Genomic DNA, 18,458 nt, shown 5'->3' with positions numbered 1-18,458 from the left:
CGGGAGGATCGGATCGCGGCCGTCAGCGGCCGGGGGAGTCAGTCGTAGCGGGCCTCGGCCGCCCACTCGCCGTCGAGGCAGAGCAGCAGCCAGGCGACCCCGTCGGAGTCGACGATCTGGAAGCGGTCGTAGCGGACGGCCGTCCGGGCGTCCCACCAGCGCTCGTCGATCGGCCAGGGGCCGGCCCACCCCGTCACCGGCTGCAGGCGGGCCTGCGAGGAGCCGGGCGCGAAGTAAGCGGGGACGGAGGTGAGGGAGCCGCGGTCGTCGACCGAGACCGGCTCGCCGCGGGGCCCGCGGACCAGGACTGCCGCCGGCTCGGCGAAGACCGTGGGCGGCAGGGGCGGCGGCAGCGCCCCCGGCCAGGGCAGCCCGCGCGGCCGGGCGTCGCCCGGCTCCCTGTCCCCCCAGGGGATCAGGTGCTGGCGGTCGCGCAGCGACCGGCCCCCGCCCACCGACGCGGTGACGACGGCCTCGTGGCCGAGCATGCTCTGCACTCGGCTGAGACCGTGGTGCACCCGCTCCTCGGGAGCCGTGCCCCAGAGTCCCTGCTCGTGGTTCCCGATCGCGTCGACCGCCTCCGGCTCGACCGACAGCCGGGCGATCGGCGAGCCGAGCCCGGCGTCGATCGCGCCGTTGCCCTGCAGCTGCCAGCGCACGCGGTCGACGACGTCGCCGGGGGTGAACCAGCGCGGGTGCAGCCAGTTGCGGGAGGACACCTCGCCGCGGTCGCTGACGACCTCGATCCTGATCGCGGTCGCGACCAGCTGCGCCCGGGTGAGCCCGTCGACGAACTCCTCCGCCGGGACGCGGAAGGCGAAGGCCGCCTGGTCGATCCGGTCCAGCGGCGGCTCGAACTCGAGCACGCGGTCGAGCCGCTCGGGCGGGAGCCGCGGGACGACCGTCTCGGTCTCGGCGCCCGAGGCCAGCACGTGTGCGCGCGCCCCCTCGGGGCCGAAGCGCGCGGAGACGTCGTCCCGCGGCAGCTGCGCGAAGGCGCCGAGCGTCCGGACTCCCAGCCGGCGCAGCAGGGCGATGAGGTCCTCGCCCTTGCCGGTCGTGCGGGTGCGCGCGCCGACGGCCTCGGTCTCGAGGGCGTCGAGCGGCAGGGGCGCGAGGAACGCGGCGCTCTCGCCGGCCGGCACGATCGCCACCGCGCTGCCTGAGTGCTTGGCAGCGAGCTCCGAGGCGAAGAGTCCGTCGGCGATCCCGGCCCGCGCCAGCGGCACGCCCAGCTCGGACAGCCGCTGGAGCACGGCCTCGGCCGCCGACTGCTCGCTGCCGTAGTAGCGGCGCGGCCCGCGGGCGCGGATCGCGCAAAGACCGGGCCGGATCAGCTGCACGCCCGGGGTGATCTCCTCCAGCGCCTGGACGAGCGGCTCGAAGGCGCGGTGATCGAGCACCGGGTCGTAGGGGAGCACGGCGAGCCCGGTGCAGCGCGACTGGGCCTCGCGGATCCGCATGCCGCGGCGCACGCCCTCCGCTCGCGCACCGGGGGAGCAGGCGAAGACGAGGCTCTTCTCGGTGAGCGCGAGCGGGGTCTCCGCGTCGAGCCCGGCGTCCGCCGCGGCGGCGAGCAGGGGCCAGTCGGGGCACCAGACCAGGATCGTGCGGCGCAGCTCGAGAGCGCCTGCGGAACGGGTCATCTCAGACCGCCCGCTCGTGCAGGGTGCGCTCCTGCAGACGTGAGGGCCCGCCCAGCACGCCGAAGGGGCGCCCGGTGCCGGGCATGCTCATCCGCACGGTGCGCACTCGCGTCCCGGCGCGGCCGACGACGTCGACGAGCGCCTCGCGGGTGCGCAGGTAGCCGTGGCCGGCGCCGAGCCCCTCCCAGCGGCTGCAGCGGATGCTGAGCCGCGCCTCGGCCTGCGGCCACTCGCCGAGGACGACGAGCGCCGCCCCGCGCTGCCGCAGCCGTGCGCCCAGCCGGGAGACGTCGGCCGAGGAGACGGAGGCGGGAGGCCGGGTCAGAACGACGGTGAGGACGTCGACCAGGGCCGCGGTGACGGTGAGCCAGTGCTCGGCGGGGGAGGGCACGAGCACGAGCCGCTCGAGGTCGATCCCCAGGCCGGCCGCCGCCTCGGCTCCGAACTCGGGGACGCCGACGACGCCGCACCAGGCACCCTCGGAGGACGGCCCGGCCAGCAGACCCATGGCCAGGCTCATCGAGCCCTCGACCGAGTAGGCGGCGCCCTGCTTGAGCGAGCCGCCCGGCAGCACCGAGGCGAAGGCCGGCAGCGTCGCCAGGCTCTTCGATTCGAGCGTCGTCGCCTGCATGTCGCGGATCCGCGACTGCAGCTCCTTCACCGACGCGAGCTGCCGCAGCAGCGGTTCCGCGGTGTCGGCGACCCCCGGCGAGGGGTGCTGTGAAGGGGGGCTCATCAACCCATGTTCGAACATGTGTTCGAGTATGTCAATCGCCACCGACATCCGCCGCGCCGGGTGCCGGAGCACGTGGAGAAGGCCCCGGATCGCCCCCTGTGGAGGAGCCCGGGGCCCGCAGCGCTACCCCTCCGCGGACCGCGTCACGCGCAGTCCGTGACCGAACCGGAACAGCGGATCCGCGGTGTCGAACGGCACGTCCGGCCGACGGGCCGCCGCAGCGGCCATCGAGCGCGGAAGGTCCATCGGCAGTGTTCCACGGGCCTCCGACACTCCGAAGACGACGTCGAGCACCGCGGCCCCCGACGCGCCGAAGTCACCGAGCAGCGCCGCCGCGGAGTCGATCAGCGGAGTGAGGATCGCCGGCCGGTCCAGGAACACGTCGACGACCGTCGGCACCTGTGCCGCCACAGCCAGGACGTGCTCCACGACGTCGTCCGGGAAGTCGAGCGAGCCGGCGTGGAAGACGTTCTCGAACGCGGTCGCGCGCTGCTCGAAGGGCGCCTGCAGCCGGATCACCGCGAGCTCCGCCTCCTCCGGAGACCCGACGACGGTGCCGTACCCCGCGGCGACGACCGGATCGATCCCCTCGACGTACAGCCGCAGCCCCTGCCGTGCCGGCAGGACGCCGTCCTGCGCGAGGACCGTGATCGCCGCGCGCTGGGCGGCCTCGCCCGCCGCGCGGAACTCCGCCGAGCCGACGACCGCCTCGGCCGCTGCCGGATCGACCGCGCGCGAATCGAACAGCCCGAGCACGAACTTCTCCCGCAGCAGCCGCCGCACGGACACGTCGAGCCGCTCCTCGGCGACCGTCCCGTCCCGGACCAGGGCGACCAGCGTCTCCGGGATCGACTCGCCGCCGAACTGGTCGACGCCGGCCTCGAGGGCCTTCGCCATCCGCTCCGGCACCGACAGGTGCTCGACGCCCCAGGCGCGCGCCACGTGGTGGTCGCCCATGATGTCGGAGTCCGAGAGCAGCCCCCAGTCCGTGCAGACGATGCCGTCGAAGCCGAACCGCTCGCGCAGCAGCCCCGTGATCACCGAGCGGTTGAAGCCGAAGCCGACCTCCTCGTGCTCGGTCCCGACCGGCATCCCGTAGTACGGCATGATCTGGCTCGTGCCCGCCTCGAAGGCCTTCACGAAGGGCTGCAGGTGGTACTCGGCGTTGCCGCCCGGGTAGACCTGCTCCCGCCCGTACGGGAAGTGCGGGTCCTCGCCGTCCTTCTGCGGTCCGCCGCCGGGGAAGTGCTTGGTCATCGTCGCGACCGACTGCGCCCCGAGCGACTCGCCCTGGAAGCCGCGGATGTACGCGGCGCCGAGCCGCCCGGTGAGCTCGGCGTCCTCGCCGAACGTGCCGACCTGCCGCGCCCAGCGCGACTCGGTCGCCAGGTCGATCTGCGGGTGCAGCGCGACCCGCAGGCCCACGGCGAGGTACTCCCGGCGGGCGATGTCGCCGAAGCGCTCGACCAGGTCCTCGTCGCCGATCGCGGCGAGGCCGAGGGGCTCCGGCCACTGCGAGAACGCCTCCGCCTGCGCCCCGGTGCCGGGGTTGTCGGTGAAGGAGTGGCGCGGATCGGTGGAGAGGGTCACGGGGATCCCGAGCCGGCTCGAAGACGCCAGCTCCTGGACCCGGTTGTGCCACTCGGCGAGCTCGCGCGCCGTGGCGGTCCCGCCGCCGAGCAGGTTGAAGTGCGACATCCGCTTCTCGAGCACCATCGTCGCGGTCGAGGGCAGACCGAACGCGCCGTCCTCGGCGAGCGCTCCGCCCTCGCCCATCACGACCATGGTCTGGAAGAAGAGCCCGGCCTTCTCCTCGAGCGTCATCTGGCCGAGCAGGATCTCGACCCGCTCGGCCACGGGGCGCAGCGGGTCGAGGTAGCGGCGATCGACCTGCTCGTCGAGCGGTTCGGCGGCGGGGGATGACGTCGATGTCATGGGGGCGTCCTTCCGAAGGGGAGCCCTCGTCGGCTCCGCGAGAAGGATACGCCGAAAACCGACCAGCACTAGGGAAATGCGGCGGGCCCGTCGTGAGTGCGCCCCTACCATGGGAGCCATGTCCGACGCCCTGCCCGAAGCCGCCGCCGAGAACCCCTCCTCCCTCCCGGCACGGCGGCGGACCCTCGTGGTCAAGATGGGCTCGAGCTCGGTGACCAAGCAGTCCGGCCCGGACCCCGTGCTCCTCGCGAGCGCCCTCGAGAGCGCGTTCGGCGCGCGCGCGCTCGGCTGGGACGTCGTCCTCGTCTCCTCCGGCGCCGTCTCCTCCGGCCGGGCGCTCTTCGCCCGCTCGCAGGACGCGCCGATCAGCCCGCGCCTCGCCGCCGCCGTCGGCCAGACCGTGCTGATGGGCTTCTACCGCTCGGTGGCCGAGCTCTCCGGCTCGCTCGTCGCGCAGATCCTGATCGGCGAGTCCGACCTCGCATCGCCCCGGCAGATGGCGCACGTCGCGGAGGCGATCCGGCACGCGCTCGACGCGGGCGTCGTGCCGATCGTCAACGGCAACGACACCATCGACTCCGCCGGCTCCGACAACGACGGCGTCGCCGGCGGCCTCGCGATGCTCCTCGGCGCGGATCTGCTGCTGCTGCTCACCGACGTCCCCGGTGTCTTCGCCGGCAGCATCGCCGAGGGCGTGCACCTCGAGGAGCTGGGGATCACGGAGCTGCGCGGCATCGGGGTGCAGAAGGGCGGGACGGGCCGCGGCGGCATCCGCTCGAAGCTCAAGGCTGCCGAGCTCGCCGCGCACAACGGCGTCTCGACCCGCATCGCCGGCGCCCGCACTCCCGAGGTCATCCTCGGCGCCATCGACGGCCCCGGCCCCGGCACCCTCGTCCGCGCCGTCCACGCGCACCCCGCGGTGGAGCAGCGCTGGATCTCGGGCGTCGCGACCTCGCGCGGCCGGGTCGAGATCAACCTCGAGGCCGAGCGCAGCATCGCCTCCGGCTCGAGCCTGTTCGCGTCCGGCATCAAGCGGGTCTCCGGCGACTTCGTCGGCGGCGACGTGATCGAGGTCCGCGCCCTCAGCGGCGAGCTGCTGGCGCGCGGGGTGTCGCGGGTATCCTCGCGCCTGCTCACGCTGGTCCGAGCTCTGCGGGTGGACGAGATCGCCCGGGTGTTCGTCGCCGTCCTCGCGCACGCCGCCGACGCCGATCCCGCCGCGATCACCTCCGACGGCGACCGCCCGCAGCTGACCCGTGCCCTGGAGTACGCGCGCGCCCTCTCCTTCGAGCACGGCAGGGCGGTCGCGATGGAGATCGTCTCGCTCTTCCCCGCCGAGAGCATCGCCGCGCTGGTCGGCCAGGGTGCCGCCGTCGAGGAGCTCGTCGAGCGGTACACCCGCCTCGTCCGGACCCTCGCGATCGTCGGCAACGAGCAGCTGGCCGTCTTCAGCGACTGACGGCGTCCCAGAGGCCGAGGTGGCGAATGGACGAATCGCGCCACAGAAAACGAATCGTGCCAGATAGCGGCACGATTCGTGCCAGCACTGTGCGCATCACGTCATCGATCGTGGCGAGCGTCGCCTCCCGTGCTGATCTATCTCCCACACGAACGGCGCCCACTACGCGCCCCCGACGGATCGGATCAGCATGAGTGCAGCAGCAATCGCCACCGCGACCCTCACGACCCCCACCACCCGCCACCCCTTCGACGGCCCCATCTCACGGGAGCACTACCAGTCGGACCGGCTGGCCCGTCGCCTCGAGCTGATCGAGAAGACGATCGCCGACTGCGAGCGGGCCCTGCGCGGCGGCACCGACCCGCGCACCGGCACCGTCGTCCCGCCCGCGTGCGGCGCCCACCGCGACCAGCTTCTCAGCAACCTCGCGATCGAGCTCTCGCTCGCCGACCGCCTCCGCGGCGCTCTGGGCCTGCACCGCTGACCTCCCGGTCCGCAGCTCCGATCCCCGGGTCCGCACCTCCGACGCAGCCCGATGGGGCACGATGAGGCCATGGTCACCATCACCGTCGCCGGGATCGCCCAGCACTTCCACCCCGCTGAGCGCGGCACCGTCCGCCTCGAGATCCGCCGCGAGTCGCGCTCGCGCTCCCAGGCGCTGAACGAGGTGACCGCCCTCCACGCTCGCGTGCGCGAGGAGGCCCGCGCCGAGCAGGCCTCCGGCGCGGCGACCTGGTGGTCGGCCGACCAGGTCTCGGTCTCGACCATCCAGCGGTACCTCAAGGACTCCGACGTCACCGAGCAGTTCCACGTCGCCGCCGCGAGTGTCCGGGTGAAGTACCGCGACTTCGACGCCCTCGGGCGCTGGGTCGCCTCCGTCTCGGAGGCGCCCGGCATCACCGTCGCCGGGGTCGACTGGGACGTCACCGCCGCCCGGCGCGCGAGCGCCGAGCGCGAGGTGCGGGTGGCCGCGGTCCGCGACGCCCGCGAGCGCGCCGCCGCCTACGCCTCCGCCCTCGGCCTGGGGGAGCCCCGGGTGCTCACCCTCTTCGAGCCCGGGCTGCGCCCGCACACCCGGATCGAGGGCGGCTCGGCCGTGATGAGCCGCGCGATGGCCTTCAAGGGCCAGGAGGAGCTCGCGCTGAAGCCCGAGGACATCGAGGTCTCGGCCTCGGTCTCCGCCGACTTCGAGGCGAGCTGAGCGGAGCGGTGGGCGCACGGCGCTCGCCGCCGGGAATAGCCGGGACGCGTCCGACGCTGGAGCAGGCGTGGTCTCGCGCATCGGCTTCCTCTCCTTCGGCCACTACCAGTCCGTCGAGGGGTCGCTGACGCACACCGCGCGCGACGTCCTCCTGCAGACCATCGAGCTCGCGGAGGCGGCCGAGGAGATCGGCATCGACGGCGCCTACGTCCGCGTGCACCACTTCGCGCCGCAGCTGGCGTCGCCGTTCCCGCTCCTCGCCGCGATCGCCGCGCGCACCCGGCGGATCGAGATCGGCACCGGCGTCATCGACATGCGCTACGAGAACCCGCTCTACATGGCGGAGGAAGCGGCCGCGACCGACCTCATCTCCGGCGGCCGGCTCGAGCTCGGCGTGAGCCGGGGATCGCCCGAGACGGCGCTCCGCGGCTCCGAGGCGTTCGGCTACGTCCCCTCGGAGGGCACTTCCGACGCCGACCTCGCCCGCCGCAAGGTGCAGCTCTTCCGCGAGGCGCTCTCGGGCGCCGCCGTCGCCGAGACCGACCCCGCGCGCACCGGGATGTCGAGCCCGCTCGCGATCGAGCCGCGCTCGCCGGGCCTCGAGGACCGCATCTGGTGGGGTGCGGGCAGCTTCGCGACCGCGCGCTGGGCGGCCGAGCAGGGCATGAACCTGCAGTCCTCCACGCTCCTGCTCGAGGAGGAGGGCATCCCCTTCGACGAGCTGCAGGCGCGGCAGATCCGCGAGTACCGCTCGGCGTCGGCGGAGGCCGGCTGGGAGCGGACCCCGCGCGTCTCCGTGTCGCGCAGCGTCCTGCCGATCACGACCGACCTGGACCGCCTCTACTTCGGCGGCCGGGGCGAGCGCGATCAGGTCGCCTCCCTCGAGGGCGTCCGCGCCCGCTTCGGCCGCAGCTACACCGGTGAGCCCGACCGACTCGCCGAGGAGCTCGCCGCCGACGTCGCCGTCCAGGAGGCGGACACCCTCCTGCTCACCGTCCCCAACCAGCTCGGCGTCGAGTACAACGCACGCCTCCTGCAGACCGTCGCCGAGTCCATCGCCCCGGCCCTCGGCTGGTCGCCCGCCGGAGTCCTCGCCGCCTGACACCGTCCCCGTCGGGCTGCTCACCCATGCTGGTCGAGTAGCCCCGGAGGGGCGTATCGAGACCCACCGTCCTCAGAACAGTGGGTCTGCAGACTCCGCTTCCGGTGAGGGTGGATCTCGATACGCCCGCTGCGCGGGCTACTCGATCAGCATGGGGCGCGTCCTCCTGTGCGGATGACTGGATGCGCTCCCGGTCTGGCTGCCCCGTCCATGCTGGTCGAGTAGCCCCGCAGGGTCGTATCGAGACCCGCGCTTCGCAGGACGTGGATCTCGATACGCCCGCTCCGCGAGCTACTCGATCAGCATGCTTCGCCTCAGCGCTGGTTCTGTTCCCGGCACGAATCGGCGATGTTCAGCTCGCGGAGAGCTCGATGTGGACGTCGTCGAGTCCGATGGAGGAGACGAGCACCGTGATCGGCCCCGGGCTGGTCGGACGCACCACGGCGAGCGCGCGGCCGTCGAACGTCGTCCGCGAGGTGGCGTCGAAGCGCTCGGTGGTGGCCGGTGTCCCGCTGCCGAAGCCTGCGAGCACGCCCGCACCCTCGACGGCGACCGAGACGACCCGGTCCGCGCCCGTGATCAGCACGCCGGCCGCGTCGCGCAGCTCGATCGCCACGTATGCGAGGTCGGTGTCGTCCGCGCGCAGCGACGTCCGGTCCGCCGTCGCGGTCAGCACCGCAGGCCCGGACGCCGACACGAGCGAGCTGCGCCCCGTCTCGCTCCCGGACCGGTACGCGACCGCCGTCAGCGTGCCCGGCCGGTACACCGTCTCGATCGAGGCGAGCATCGGCCGCACCGCCCCGACGGCCGAGCGCCCGACCTCGACGCCGTCGAGCAGCAGCGCCACCTCGTCCGCGTCCGCCGCCACCTCGACGGTGACGGGGGAGTCCTCGAAGCCGGGCCAGGCCCACGAGTCGACCGAGTCGCTCCACGCCCACGGCGACTGCATCGTCACCGACTGCCCGTGCCGCTCCGGCCGGACGACCGCGATCGCCGGCTCCGAGCGCAGCCCGAAGACGATCTCGCGGTAGTAGGAGGCGGGCCGCCGCCACCCGGTGATGTCCAGGTCGCCGCACCACGCCGTCAGATACGGGTACTCGCGTTCCAGTGCGCCGTTCGCGGCCGGGTCCTCCGCGTAGGAGGTGGCGCCGATCCCGACCTCGCCGAGGTAGTCCCAGCCGGTCCAGGTGAAGTCGCCGATCACGTTCGGGTTCGCCAGCACCTTCGGCCACAGCTCGCCGATCTGCGAGGGGAACGTCTCGGACCCGACGATCACGCGCTGCGGGAACAGCTCCGCGTCGCTCGCGTAGCGGCCGTCGGCGTAGTTCAGCCCGAGCACGTCGACTGCCGCGCTCGACTCCGCCGTGCGGCGGGTGACGGCGTCGGAGGAGCCGATCGCCGCCATCATCCCGGCGCCGGCCTCGCCCATCAGCTCGTTCAGCCCCTGCTCCGAGGCGAGGATGCTGTCGAGCTCGTCGAGGACGGCCAGCGTCGGGTTCACGCCGTTGGTGACGGGCCGCGTGGGGTCGAGCGAGCGCACGTGCTCCGCGAGATCGCGGGCCAGCACCGCGCCGTGCGGGGTGCCGACCTCGACGATCTCGTTGCCGATCGAGTAGAGGATCACGCTGGGGTGGTTGTAGTCCTTCGCGACCAGCGACTCCAGGTCGGCCCGCCACCACTGCGCGAAGTCGAGCGAGTGGTCGTGGTGCGTCTTGCCGCGGACCCACATGTCGAAGGCCTCGTCCATCACGAGCATGCCCAGGCGGTCGCACGCTTCGAGCATCGACGGCGAGGCGGGGTTGTGCGCCATGCGGATCGCGTTGAAGCCGGCCTCCTTGAGCAGCTGGATACGGCGCTCCTCCGCACGGGCGATCGAGGCGGCGCCCAGCACGCCGTTGTCGCTGTGGATGCAGGCGCCGCGCAGCAGGACGCTCTCGCCGTTGATCCGCAGCCCCTTCCGCGGGTCGACGGTGACGGTGCGGATGCCGTGCACGGTGACGACGTCGTCGCCGACCCCGATGCTCGTGCGGGCGCTGTGCAGGGCGGGGGAGTCGACGCTCCAGAGGGCCGGCTCCTGCACGTAGAGGCGCTGGCGCACGAGGGCGGTGCGGCCGGGGGCGACGGTGACCGGTGTCGTCGCGCTCTCCACGACGTCGCCGGCCGGCCCGGTGAGCTCGGTCGACATCGAGAGCGACGACGTCGTGAGCCCGCGGTTGACGATGCTCGTCGCGACCTCGACGACGGCCTGGTCGTCCTCCACGCGCACCGTCGTGATCCGCACGCCGTCCGGCTCGATGTGCACGGGCTCGTCGACGTGCAGCAGCACCGGCCGGTGCAGCCCGGCGCCGGCGTACCAGCGCGAGTCCTGCCCCGCGCGGACCTCGATCCGCAGCGTGTTCGTCTCGCCGAAGCGGAGGAACGGGGTCAGCTCCACGAAGAAGCGCGCGAAGCCGTCGGCGCGGTTCCCCGCGAACTCGTCGTTGAGGAACACCATCGCGTGCCGGTAGGCGCCCTGCACCTCGAGTCGCACCACCTTGCCCGCCCACTCCGCCGGCACCTCGAACGTCGTGACGTAGCTGTAGGCACCGCCCGGGTAGTAGGCGGTCCCGCCCTGGGAGACCGCCTCCGGCGAGCGCTCGGCATCGCGGAGCGCGTCGTGCGGCAGCGTCACCGCGACGGAGTCGTCGACCCCGCCCTGCACGGCGGCGAACGGCCCGCGCGGCGCCCGGACGATCCAGCCGGCGGTGAAGGAGGTGGTCGTCATGGTGCGTCCGTTCGATCGAGGTCGTCCGGCACGACGCCGGGCGAGAGGTGAGACCCGTGCTTCTAGGAAACTGTTTCATTCGGTTTCTCACCCGGCGAGAGCCTAGGAGCGGCGCGGTCGACCGTCAAGGAGGATGCACCGTCTTCTCGATCGTCGAGCGTGAGACCGCGCAGGGTCACCGACCTACCGAGGCGGCCCGCCCTAGGCTGCCGAGATGAACGGCCCTGATGCGCTTTCCCTGGCGAGCTTCCTCTGCGATCCCGCTGGGAGTGCCCCGTGACTCCGGACGTCATCGTCCTGAACGGTGGATCGAGCTCCGGCAAGACGACGATCGCCCGGAGTCTCCAGGCGCTCCTGCCCGATCCGTGGTTGAGCATCTCGATCAACACCCTGGTGGACGCCCTGCCGCCCGACCTCGACGGAGGTGGTGAAGGCGTCTCCTACGGCGACGACGGCGCGGTGGAGCTCGGCGACGCCTTCCGTCGACTCGAGTCGGCCTGGCTGGCCGGCGTCGTCGCGACCGCCCGCGCCGGCGCACGGATCGTCTTCGACGACGTCTTCCTCGATGCGTCGGAGTCGCAGGAGCGTCTGCGCGGCCACCTCCGCGGACTCGACGTCGTCTGGGTGGGCATCCACTGCGCCCCCGACGTCGCGACCGCGCGTGAGCGAGACCGTGGCGACCGCTCCGCCTGGATGGCGGCACACCAGGCGGAGTCCGTCCATCGCGGCGTCACCTACGACCTCGAGGTCGACTCCGGACGGAGTTCGGCAGTGGAGTGCGCGCGTCTGATCGTCGAGCACATCAAGGCTCTGTCGCTTCGCCAGCCGACCGCGGCATGAGGAGAGCTCGACCACCGCTGAGATCGAACCGCTGCCACCAACGAGAAGAACCCCCCGATCTCCATGAGATCGAGGGGTTCTGTCGGTGTCCGAGGGGGGACTTGAACCCCCACGCCCTATACGGGCACTAGCACCTCAAGCTAGCGCGTCTGCCATTTCCGCCACCCGGACGAGTGTTGTTTCCGGCCTGCGTTTCCGCGGCCGAAGAAGACATTAGCACGGTTCGAACGCCTCGGATGACACCGGGGGAGAGGGGTGCCGGGAGCCCGCCCGCTAGCGTGGGGGCATGACGTCCTCCGACAGCGCCACCGCCCCCTCCGAGTCGGATCTCGACGAGACCGCGATCATCGCGCGGGACCTCATCCGCTTCGACACCAGCAACTACGGCGACGGAAAGGCCGAGCCCGAGCGCGAGGCCGCCGAGTACGTGGCGGCCCGTCTGCGCGATCTCGGCCTCGAGCCCGAGCTGATCGACTCCGATCCCGGCCGCACCAGCGTCGTCGCCCGGGTCGCGGGCGAGGACCGCGAGCGCGGCGCCCTCGTCGTGCACGGGCACCTCGACGTCGTCCCGGCCATCGCGGACAACTGGAGTGTCGACCCCTTCGGCGGCGTCATCAAGGACGGGATGCTCTGGGGCCGCGGCGCGGTCGACATGAAGAACATGGACGCGATGATCCTCGCCTCCCTCGGCGACATCCTCGGCAGTGGCCGGAAGCCCTCCCGCGACCTCGTCATCGCCTTCTTCGCCGACGAGGAGGCGGGCGGCGTCCGCGGCTCCGGCCACCTCGTCAAGACCCGGCCCGAGCTGTTCGCCGGCGCGACCGAGGCGATCAGCGAGGTCGGCGGCTACTCGATCGAGCTCGGCGGCAAGCGCGCCTACCTCGTGCAGACCGGTGAGAAGGCTCTGCTCTGGCTGACGCTGCGCGCCCGCGGCACGGCCGGCCACGGCTCGCAGATCAACGGCGAGAACGCGGTCACCCGCCTCGCCCAGGCGATCGCCCGTATCGGCAGCGAGGAATGGCCCACCCGCCTCACCGACACCACCCGCGAGCTGCTCGGCGAGGTCGCCCGCATCCTCGGCCACGACCCGCAGCGCAGCACCCCGGAGGAGCTCGCGCTCGCCACCGGCACCGCCTCGCGCTTCATCGCGGCGACGCTGCGCACCACGGCGAACCCGTCGATGCTCTCCGCCGGCTACAAGGCCAACGTCATCCCGGACACCGCGGAAGCGACCATCGATGTCCGCGTGCTCCCCGGCGAGGAGGACGCCGTCCTCGAGCGCCTGAAGGTCCTCGCGGGCGAGCACGTCGAGATCCTGGTCCAGCATCGCGACATCGGACTCGAGGTGCCCTTCGCCGGTCCGCTCGTGGAAAGCATGGCGGCCTCGCTCCGCCGCTTCGACCCCGAGGCGGAGGTGCTGCCGTACCTCCTGTCCGGGGGCACCGACAACAAGGCTCTCTCGACGATCGGGATCACCGGCTACGGCTTCGCGCCGCTGCAGCTGCCGGGCTCGCTCGACTTCCCGGCGCTGTTCCACGGGGTCGATGAGCGGGTTCCGCTCGACGCACTAGTGTTTGGCAGGAAGGTCCTGACCGATCTCCTCCTGCGATCCTGATGGTCAGATCGACGACCACCACCGACCGCCTGCTGGCCGACGACGCCCCAGCCCTCCTCGAAAGTGACGCATGGGCCTGCTCGAAGCGCTGATCCTGGGACTCGTCCAGGGTCTGACCGAATTCCTCCCCATCTCCTCCAGCGCCCACCTCCGGATCGTGAGTGAGCTGCTCCCCGGACTGGACGGCAAGGACACCGGAGCGGCGTTCACCGCGATCACGCAGCTGGGCACCGAGACCGCGGTCATCATCTACTTCTGGCGCGACATCGTGAAGATCGTGTCGAGCTGGTGCCGCTCGCTGGTCGGCAAGGTCCCGCGCACCGACGCGAACGCCCGGATGGGCTGGCTGATCATCATCGGCAGCCTCCCGATCATCGTGCTCGGCCTGCTCTTCCAGGACCAGATCGAGACCACCCTCCGCTCGCTCTGGGTCGTCGCCACCACTCTCATCGTCTTCGGCATCCTGCTCGGCGTCGCCGACGCCGTGGGCGCGAAGAAGCGCCGACTGCGCGACCTGAACGGCCGCGACGGCCTCATCTTCGGTGGCGCGCAGGCGCTCGCCCTCGTCCCCGGCGTCTCGCGCTCCGGCGGCACCATCACGGCCGGCCTCTTCATGGGCTACGAGCGGAAGGCGGCCGCGCGCTACTCCTTCCTGCTCGCGATCCCCGCGGTGTTCGGCAGCGGGCTCTACCAGCTGTACAAGAGCATCAGCGACCCCGAGATCCTGCCCAACCAGATCCAGGTCGGCGGGCTCGAGACCCTCGTCGCGACGATCGTGGCCTTCGTCGTCGGCTTCGTCGTGATCGCCTTCTTCATGAGCTACATCTCGCGCCGCAGCTTCCTGCCGTTCGTGATCTACCGCATCGTCCTCGGCGTCGTCCTCATGGTCGCGCTGAGCACGGGCCTCCTCGCCGCGTAGATGCGCACCTGGAACGCGCCGGTCGTCCCGGCCCTGCCCGGTCGCGGACCCGTGCCGGTCGTGCACGACACCGCCACGGGTGCGCCCGTCGAGCTCGTCGCCGCGGACGGCACCGCGCGCCTCTACGTCTGCGGCATCACGCCGTACGACGCGACGCACCTCGGCCACGCCTCGACCTACCTCGCCTTCGACACGGTGCAGCGGCTCTGGCGCGACGCGGGGTACTCGGTGCTCTACGCGCAGAACGTGACCGACGTCGACGACCCGCTGCTCGAGCGGGCGACGCGAGACGGAGTCGACTGGCGCGACCTCGCGGAGGAGCAGGTCGAGCTCTTCCGCGGCGACATGACGGCGCTGCGGATCCTGCCGCCGGACCACTACGACGGCGTCACCGAGACGATCGCGCCGATCGCGGAGGCGGTCGCCCGCCTCGAGAGCGCCGGGATCGCCTACCGCGTCGCCACTCCCGACGCCGCCGACGACGGTGGCGAGGACCTCTACTACGACATCGCCGCCGGTGAGAGCGACGTCTGGCGCCTGGGCAGCGAGAGCAACCTGGACGCCTCGACGATGGCCGACCTCTTCGCGCAGCGCGGGGGAGACCCCGACCGCGCCGGCAAGCGCGACCCGCTCGACCCGCTGCTCTGGCGCGCCGAGCGCGCGGGTGAGCCCGCCTGGGACGCGGCCGTCGGCCGGGGCCGCCCGGGCTGGCACATCGAGTGCTCGGTGATCGCGCTCGACCGTCTCGGCCCGGAGTTCACGCTGCAGGGCGGCGGGAGCGACCTGGTCTTCCCGCACCACGAGTTCAGCGCCGCGCACGCCGCCTCGCTGTCCGGCCGACCGCTCGCCCGCGCCTACGCGCACGCCGGCATGGTCGCGTACCAGGGCGAGAAGATGAGCAAGTCGCTCGGCAACCTCGTCCTCGTGTCACGGCTGCGGGCGCAGGGGACGGATCCGCGCGCGATCCGCCTGGCGCTGCTGGCGCACCACTACCGCTCCGACTGGGAGTGGCTGCCCGAGGACCTGCCCGCCGCCGAGGAGCGCCTCGCGCGGTGGGAGGCGTCGCTCGCCGCGACCGGGCCGGCGTCGGCCGCGGACGTGCTCGAGCACCTGCGCGCCGTGCTCGCGGTGGACCTCGACACCCCGGGCGCCCTCGCGGTGCTCGACGCGGCGACGGCGGACGGCGTCGACGATCCCGCGCTCCTGCGCGACGCGATCGACGCGCTGCTCGGCGTCCGCCTGGGCTGAGCCTGCGGCCCGCCTCTGAGCGACGCGGGATCTCGATACGCCCGCTCCGCGGGCTGCTCGATCAGCATGGCCGCGGTAGGCGGCGCATCGAGACCCGGGCCCGGGGCTACGGGCGCCAGGGCTCCTCGCCGGAGCGGCCGTCGCCGCGGCGGCGGAGGTAGCGCTCGAACTCCTGGGCGATGGCCTCGCCGCTCGCCTCGGGGGAGTCGACGGTGTCGCGGGCCTGCTCGAGCTGGGCGATGTAGGCCGCCATCTCCTCGTCGTCGAGGGCGAGGGCGTCGATGCCGCGCTCCCACTCGCCGGCCTCCTCGACCAGATCCCCGCGGGGGATCGCCAGGCCGACGACCTCCTCGAGCTTCTCGAGGAGCGCGAGCATCGCCTTGGGCGACGGCGCGTTGTGCACGTAGTGCGGCACGGAGGCCCAGAGCGAGACGGCCGGGATGCCGACCTTCTGCGCGGCCTCGCCGATGACGCTGAGGATGCCGACCGGCCCCTCGTAGGTGGAGCGCTCGAGCTCGAACTGGGCGCGCATCTCCGCGTTCTCGCTCGAGGCGAAGAGCGAGATCGGCCTGGTGTGCGGCACGTCGGCGAGCATCGCGCCCAGGAAGACGACGGCGGAGATGTCGATCGCGAGCATGGCGTCGACGACCTCCGACGCGAAGCTCTTCCAGCTGCGCGAGGGCTCGGTGCCGATCATCACGTAGAGGGCGCTCTCCGCGTCCACCGAGGTGTCGGCCGGGCCGAAGATCTGGGTGCCGGGCCAGGAGAGGCTGCGGCGGCCGTCCTCGCCGATCGAGAGCATCGGGCGGGTGTACTGGAAGTCGTAGTACTGCTCGGCGTCGACCGAGAAGAGGGGCACGAACTCGCCCGCGTCCTTCACCAGGCGCACCGCGCCGCTGGCCGCGTCACCCGCGTCGTTCCAGCCCTCGAAGGCCACGACCAGGACGTTCCCCTTGATCACGTTCATAGGCGAGGTCTCCGTGTTCGGCTCGATGTCCGGGGAGCGCTGCGTGCGCTGAACCCGTTCGTCAAGGATAGGACCCGGCCCCGGACCCCTCCGTCCGGCCCGCGTCTTTCCGCTGTGCGCGTACGGTCGGCCCGATCGGGGCTGCCGGTACGATGGTCGCTCGTGACTTCCGACACCTCCCTCCCCGTGTCCCGGCCGCAGCCCCCGCTCCCGGAGGGCGCTCCCGCCGCGGTCCTCTGGGACATGGACGGCACGCTCGTCGACACGGAGCCCTACTGGATGGCGTCCGAGCACGCGCTCGTCGCCTCCTTCGGCGGCGTCTGGACGCACGAGGACGCGATGAGCCTGGTCGGCTCCGGCCTCCCCGCCTCCGCCCGCATCCTGCAGGGCAAGGGCGTCGACCTCTCCATCGAGGCGATCATCGACCGGATGACCGATGAGGTCGTCGCGCAGCTCGCCGAGAGCATCCCGTGGCGCCCCGGCGCGCTCGAGCTGCTCGCCGCCGTCCGCGACTCGGGGGTGCCCCAGGCGCTGGTCACGATGTCGATCGGCCGGATGGCGCACGCCGTCGTCGACCGCCTCCCGTTCCCCGCCTTCGCCACCGTCGTCAGCGGCGACATGGTCGAGCAGAGCAAGCCGCACCCCGAGGCCTACCTCCTCGCCGCGCGCACCCTGGGCGTCGAGGTGGAAGCCTGCGTCGCCATCGAGGACTCGCACGCCGGCCTCGCCTCCGCGGTCGCCTCGGGCGCCGCCGCGATCGGCGTGCCGCACCAGCTCGAGCTCGACGCCGACGCCCCCTATTCCCTCTGGCCCACCCTCGCGGGCCGAACCGTCGCGGACCTCGCGCTGGTGTCCTCCGAGCACCGCTCCCGCGCGCTCACGACCGAGACGGAGGCCCGCCGATGACCGGTGAGGCACTGCAGCATTCCGGACCCTTCCGCGCGGGCGACCGCGTGCAGCTGACCGGGCCGAAGGGGCGGATGAACACCATCACCCTCGTTCCGGGCAAGGTCTTCCACACCCACCGCGGCGGGATCGAGCACGACACGGTCATCGGGCTGCCCGACGGCTCCGTCGTCGTCAACACCGTCGGCGTCGAGCACCTCGCCCTGCGTCCGCTGCTCGCCGACTTCGTGATGTCGATGCCGCGCGGAGCGGCGATCGTCTACCCGAAGGACGCGGCGCAGATCCTCGCGCTCGCGGACGTCTTCCCCGGCGCCCGCGTCGTCGAGGCCGGTGTCGGCTCCGGCGCGCTCTCGCTCTGGCTGCTGCGCGCGATCGGCCCGGGGGGCCGGCTCTCCTCCTTCGAGCGCCGCGAGGAGTTCGCCGACGTCGCCCGCGCCAACATCGAGACCTTCCTCGGCTACACGCCCGACAACTGGAGCGTCACCGTCGGCGACCTCGTCGAGGAGCTGCCCGGCGCCGTCGCCCCCGGAGAGGCCGACCGCGTCGTCCTCGACATGCTCGCGCCCTGGGAGTGCCTCGACGTCGCCGCCGACGCGCTCACGCCCGGCGGCGTCCTGCTCTGCTACGTCGCGACCGTCACCCAGCTCTCGCGTGTCGCCGAGGCGATCCGCGCGTCGGGGCTGTTCACCAACCCGGCGTCGAACGAGACCATGGTCCGCGGCTGGCACGTCGAGGGTCTCGCCGTCCGCCCCGACCACCGGATGATCGGCCACACCGGCTTCCTGATCACCGCCCGCCGCCTGGCGCCGGGTGCGGTCCTGCCGGAGCTCAAGCGCCGCCCGTCCAAGACGGACTTCAGCGACGAGGACGTCGAGGCCTGGACTCCCGGTGCGCTGGGGGAGCGGGCCGTCAGCCCGAAGAGCCTGCGGAAGCGGGTGCGGGAGTCCGCCACCAGCGCCGAGCTCTCGCGGGCGCGGGGCTTCGGCGAGGCCGACGCGGACGGCGACGGCGGTGCCGCGCCCGGCTCCGGCGACGACGAGCGCATCGTCTAAGCTGATCCCGGCTTTCCGGTCCCCAGGCCGAGCCGCCGTCCCGATCGTCTCGCACTCGGGCCCCACCA

Annotated in this window: 15 protein-coding genes and 1 tRNA gene; 10 read left to right on the top strand and 6 right to left on the bottom strand. The window is 72.7% G+C overall.

Annotation, left to right across the window (positions count from 1 at the left end; all coding sequences use genetic code 11):
• Positions 1 to 38: 38 nt before the first annotated feature.
• The 3 genes from EDF35_RS12100 to EDF35_RS12090 all read right to left on the bottom strand — a co-directional run bounded on the left by EDF35_RS12100 (position 39) and on the right by EDF35_RS12090 (position 4,317).
• A complete protein-coding gene (locus EDF35_RS12100; RefSeq protein WP_133962510.1) occupies positions 39 to 1,646 on the bottom strand; it encodes a DNA polymerase Y family protein in 1,608 nt (535 codons plus the stop codon).
• A 1-nt stretch (position 1,647) separates the two neighbouring features.
• On the bottom strand, positions 1,648 to 2,382 hold the full coding sequence (locus EDF35_RS12095) for a hypothetical protein (protein ID WP_133962509.1): 735 nt from the start codon (positions 2,380 to 2,382) through the stop codon (positions 1,648 to 1,650).
• A 123-nt stretch (positions 2,383 to 2,505) separates the two neighbouring features.
• Positions 2,506 to 4,317, bottom strand: a complete 1,812-nt coding sequence (locus EDF35_RS12090; protein WP_133962508.1) for a glycoside hydrolase family 3 N-terminal domain-containing protein — start codon at positions 4,315 to 4,317, stop codon at positions 2,506 to 2,508.
• Between the two features lie 118 nt (positions 4,318 to 4,435).
• Here EDF35_RS12090 and proB point away from each other — a divergent pair, with 118 nt between their 5' ends.
• From proB to EDF35_RS12070, 4 genes are all read left to right on the top strand, one after another.
• Positions 4,436 to 5,776: a glutamate 5-kinase gene (gene proB, locus EDF35_RS12085; protein ID WP_166674093.1), complete on the top strand. Its 1,341-nt coding sequence runs from the start codon at positions 4,436 to 4,438 to the stop codon at positions 5,774 to 5,776.
• Positions 5,777 to 5,966: 190 nt separating this feature from the next.
• Positions 5,967 to 6,260 (top strand): hypothetical protein, encoded by a 294-nt coding sequence (locus EDF35_RS12080; RefSeq protein ID WP_133962507.1) that lies wholly within the window; start codon positions 5,967 to 5,969, stop codon positions 6,258 to 6,260.
• A 69-nt stretch (positions 6,261 to 6,329) separates the two neighbouring features.
• Complete coding sequence (locus EDF35_RS12075) at positions 6,330 to 6,977, top strand: SIMPL domain-containing protein (RefSeq protein WP_166674092.1); 648 nt, start codon at positions 6,330 to 6,332, stop codon at positions 6,975 to 6,977.
• A gap of 67 nt (positions 6,978 to 7,044) precedes the next feature.
• Entirely contained in the window at positions 7,045 to 8,079 is a 1,035-nt protein-coding gene (locus tag EDF35_RS12070; protein WP_133962506.1) for an LLM class flavin-dependent oxidoreductase, read from the top strand.
• 352 nt (positions 8,080 to 8,431) lie between these two features.
• On the opposite strand, the gene EDF35_RS12065 is transcribed toward EDF35_RS12070, so the two are convergent.
• Positions 8,432 to 10,843, bottom strand: coding sequence for a glycoside hydrolase family 2 TIM barrel-domain containing protein (locus EDF35_RS12065; RefSeq protein WP_133962505.1), 2,412 nt, complete (start codon positions 10,841 to 10,843; stop codon positions 8,432 to 8,434).
• Between the two features lie 276 nt (positions 10,844 to 11,119).
• Between EDF35_RS12065 and EDF35_RS12060 the strand changes: the two genes are divergently transcribed.
• A complete protein-coding gene (locus tag EDF35_RS12060) occupies positions 11,120 to 11,683 on the top strand; it encodes an AAA family ATPase (RefSeq protein ID WP_133962504.1) in 564 nt (187 codons plus the stop codon).
• 86 nt (positions 11,684 to 11,769) lie between these two features.
• Here the strand turns inward: EDF35_RS12060 and EDF35_RS12055 are convergent.
• Positions 11,770 to 11,854 (bottom strand) — tRNA-Leu (locus tag EDF35_RS12055).
• Positions 11,855 to 11,969: 115 nt separating this feature from the next.
• Between EDF35_RS12055 and EDF35_RS12050 the strand changes: the two genes are divergently transcribed.
• The 3 genes from EDF35_RS12050 to mshC all read left to right on the top strand — a co-directional run bounded on the left by EDF35_RS12050 (position 11,970) and on the right by mshC (position 15,465).
• On the top strand, positions 11,970 to 13,298 hold the full coding sequence (locus EDF35_RS12050; protein ID WP_133962503.1) for a M20/M25/M40 family metallo-hydrolase: 1,329 nt from the start codon (positions 11,970 to 11,972) through the stop codon (positions 13,296 to 13,298).
• Positions 13,299 to 13,368: 70 nt separating this feature from the next.
• Positions 13,369 to 14,217: an undecaprenyl-diphosphate phosphatase gene (locus EDF35_RS12045; RefSeq protein ID WP_123446324.1), complete on the top strand. Its 849-nt coding sequence runs from the start codon at positions 13,369 to 13,371 to the stop codon at positions 14,215 to 14,217.
• Entirely contained in the window at positions 14,218 to 15,465 is a 1,248-nt protein-coding gene (mshC, locus tag EDF35_RS12040; RefSeq protein ID WP_133962502.1) for a cysteine--1-D-myo-inosityl 2-amino-2-deoxy-alpha-D-glucopyranoside ligase, read from the top strand. It begins immediately after the preceding gene.
• A 106-nt stretch (positions 15,466 to 15,571) separates the two neighbouring features.
• On the opposite strand, the gene EDF35_RS12035 is transcribed toward mshC, so the two are convergent.
• Positions 15,572 to 16,432: a PAC2 family protein gene (locus EDF35_RS12035; RefSeq protein ID WP_123704219.1), complete on the bottom strand. Its 861-nt coding sequence runs from the start codon at positions 16,430 to 16,432 to the stop codon at positions 15,572 to 15,574.
• A gap of 162 nt (positions 16,433 to 16,594) precedes the next feature.
• On the opposite strand from EDF35_RS12035, the gene EDF35_RS12030 reads away from it, so the two are divergent.
• Both EDF35_RS12030 and EDF35_RS12025 read left to right on the top strand, forming a co-directional pair.
• Positions 16,595 to 17,338, top strand: a complete 744-nt coding sequence (locus EDF35_RS12030; protein ID WP_260303369.1) for an HAD family phosphatase — start codon at positions 16,595 to 16,597, stop codon at positions 17,336 to 17,338.
• Positions 17,335 to 18,390, top strand: coding sequence for a tRNA (adenine-N1)-methyltransferase (locus tag EDF35_RS12025; protein ID WP_133962501.1), 1,056 nt, complete (start codon positions 17,335 to 17,337; stop codon positions 18,388 to 18,390). The genes EDF35_RS12030 and EDF35_RS12025 overlap by 4 nt, the downstream gene beginning before the upstream one ends.
• Positions 18,391 to 18,458 lie beyond the last annotated feature (68 nt).

The organism is Rathayibacter sp. PhB151 (assembly GCF_004366415.1).
Lineage (GTDB): Bacteria > Actinomycetota > Actinomycetes > Actinomycetales > Microbacteriaceae > Rathayibacter > Rathayibacter festucae.
Note: the sequence above shows the minus strand (reverse complement) of the source record. Positions and strands in the feature narration are given on the sequence as shown.

Bases quoted from the DNA above. Each gene is read 5' to 3' on its own strand.
- EDF35_RS12100 (WP_133962510.1), bottom strand. From the start codon at position 1,646: ATGACCCGTTCCGCAGGCGCTCTCGAGCTGCGCCGCACGATCCTGGTC.
- EDF35_RS12095 (WP_133962509.1), bottom strand. From the start codon at position 2,382: ATGAGCCCCCCTTCACAGCACCCCTCGCCGGGGGTCGCCGACACCGCG.
- EDF35_RS12090 (WP_133962508.1), bottom strand. From the start codon at position 4,317: ATGACATCGACGTCATCCCCCGCCGCCGAACCGCTCGACGAGCAGGTC.
- proB (WP_166674093.1), top strand. From the start codon at position 4,436: ATGTCCGACGCCCTGCCCGAAGCCGCCGCCGAGAACCCCTCCTCCCTC.
- EDF35_RS12080 (WP_133962507.1), top strand. From the start codon at position 5,967: ATGAGTGCAGCAGCAATCGCCACCGCGACCCTCACGACCCCCACCACC.
- EDF35_RS12075 (WP_166674092.1), top strand. From the start codon at position 6,330: ATGGTCACCATCACCGTCGCCGGGATCGCCCAGCACTTCCACCCCGCT.
- EDF35_RS12065 (WP_133962505.1), bottom strand. From the start codon at position 10,843: ATGACGACCACCTCCTTCACCGCCGGCTGGATCGTCCGGGCGCCGCGC.
- EDF35_RS12050 (WP_133962503.1), top strand. From the start codon at position 11,970: ATGACGTCCTCCGACAGCGCCACCGCCCCCTCCGAGTCGGATCTCGAC.
- EDF35_RS12045 (WP_123446324.1), top strand. From the start codon at position 13,369: ATGGGCCTGCTCGAAGCGCTGATCCTGGGACTCGTCCAGGGTCTGACC.
- mshC (WP_133962502.1), top strand. From the start codon at position 14,218: ATGCGCACCTGGAACGCGCCGGTCGTCCCGGCCCTGCCCGGTCGCGGA.
- EDF35_RS12035 (WP_123704219.1), bottom strand. From the start codon at position 16,432: ATGAACGTGATCAAGGGGAACGTCCTGGTCGTGGCCTTCGAGGGCTGG.
- EDF35_RS12025 (WP_133962501.1), top strand. From the start codon at position 17,335: ATGACCGGTGAGGCACTGCAGCATTCCGGACCCTTCCGCGCGGGCGAC.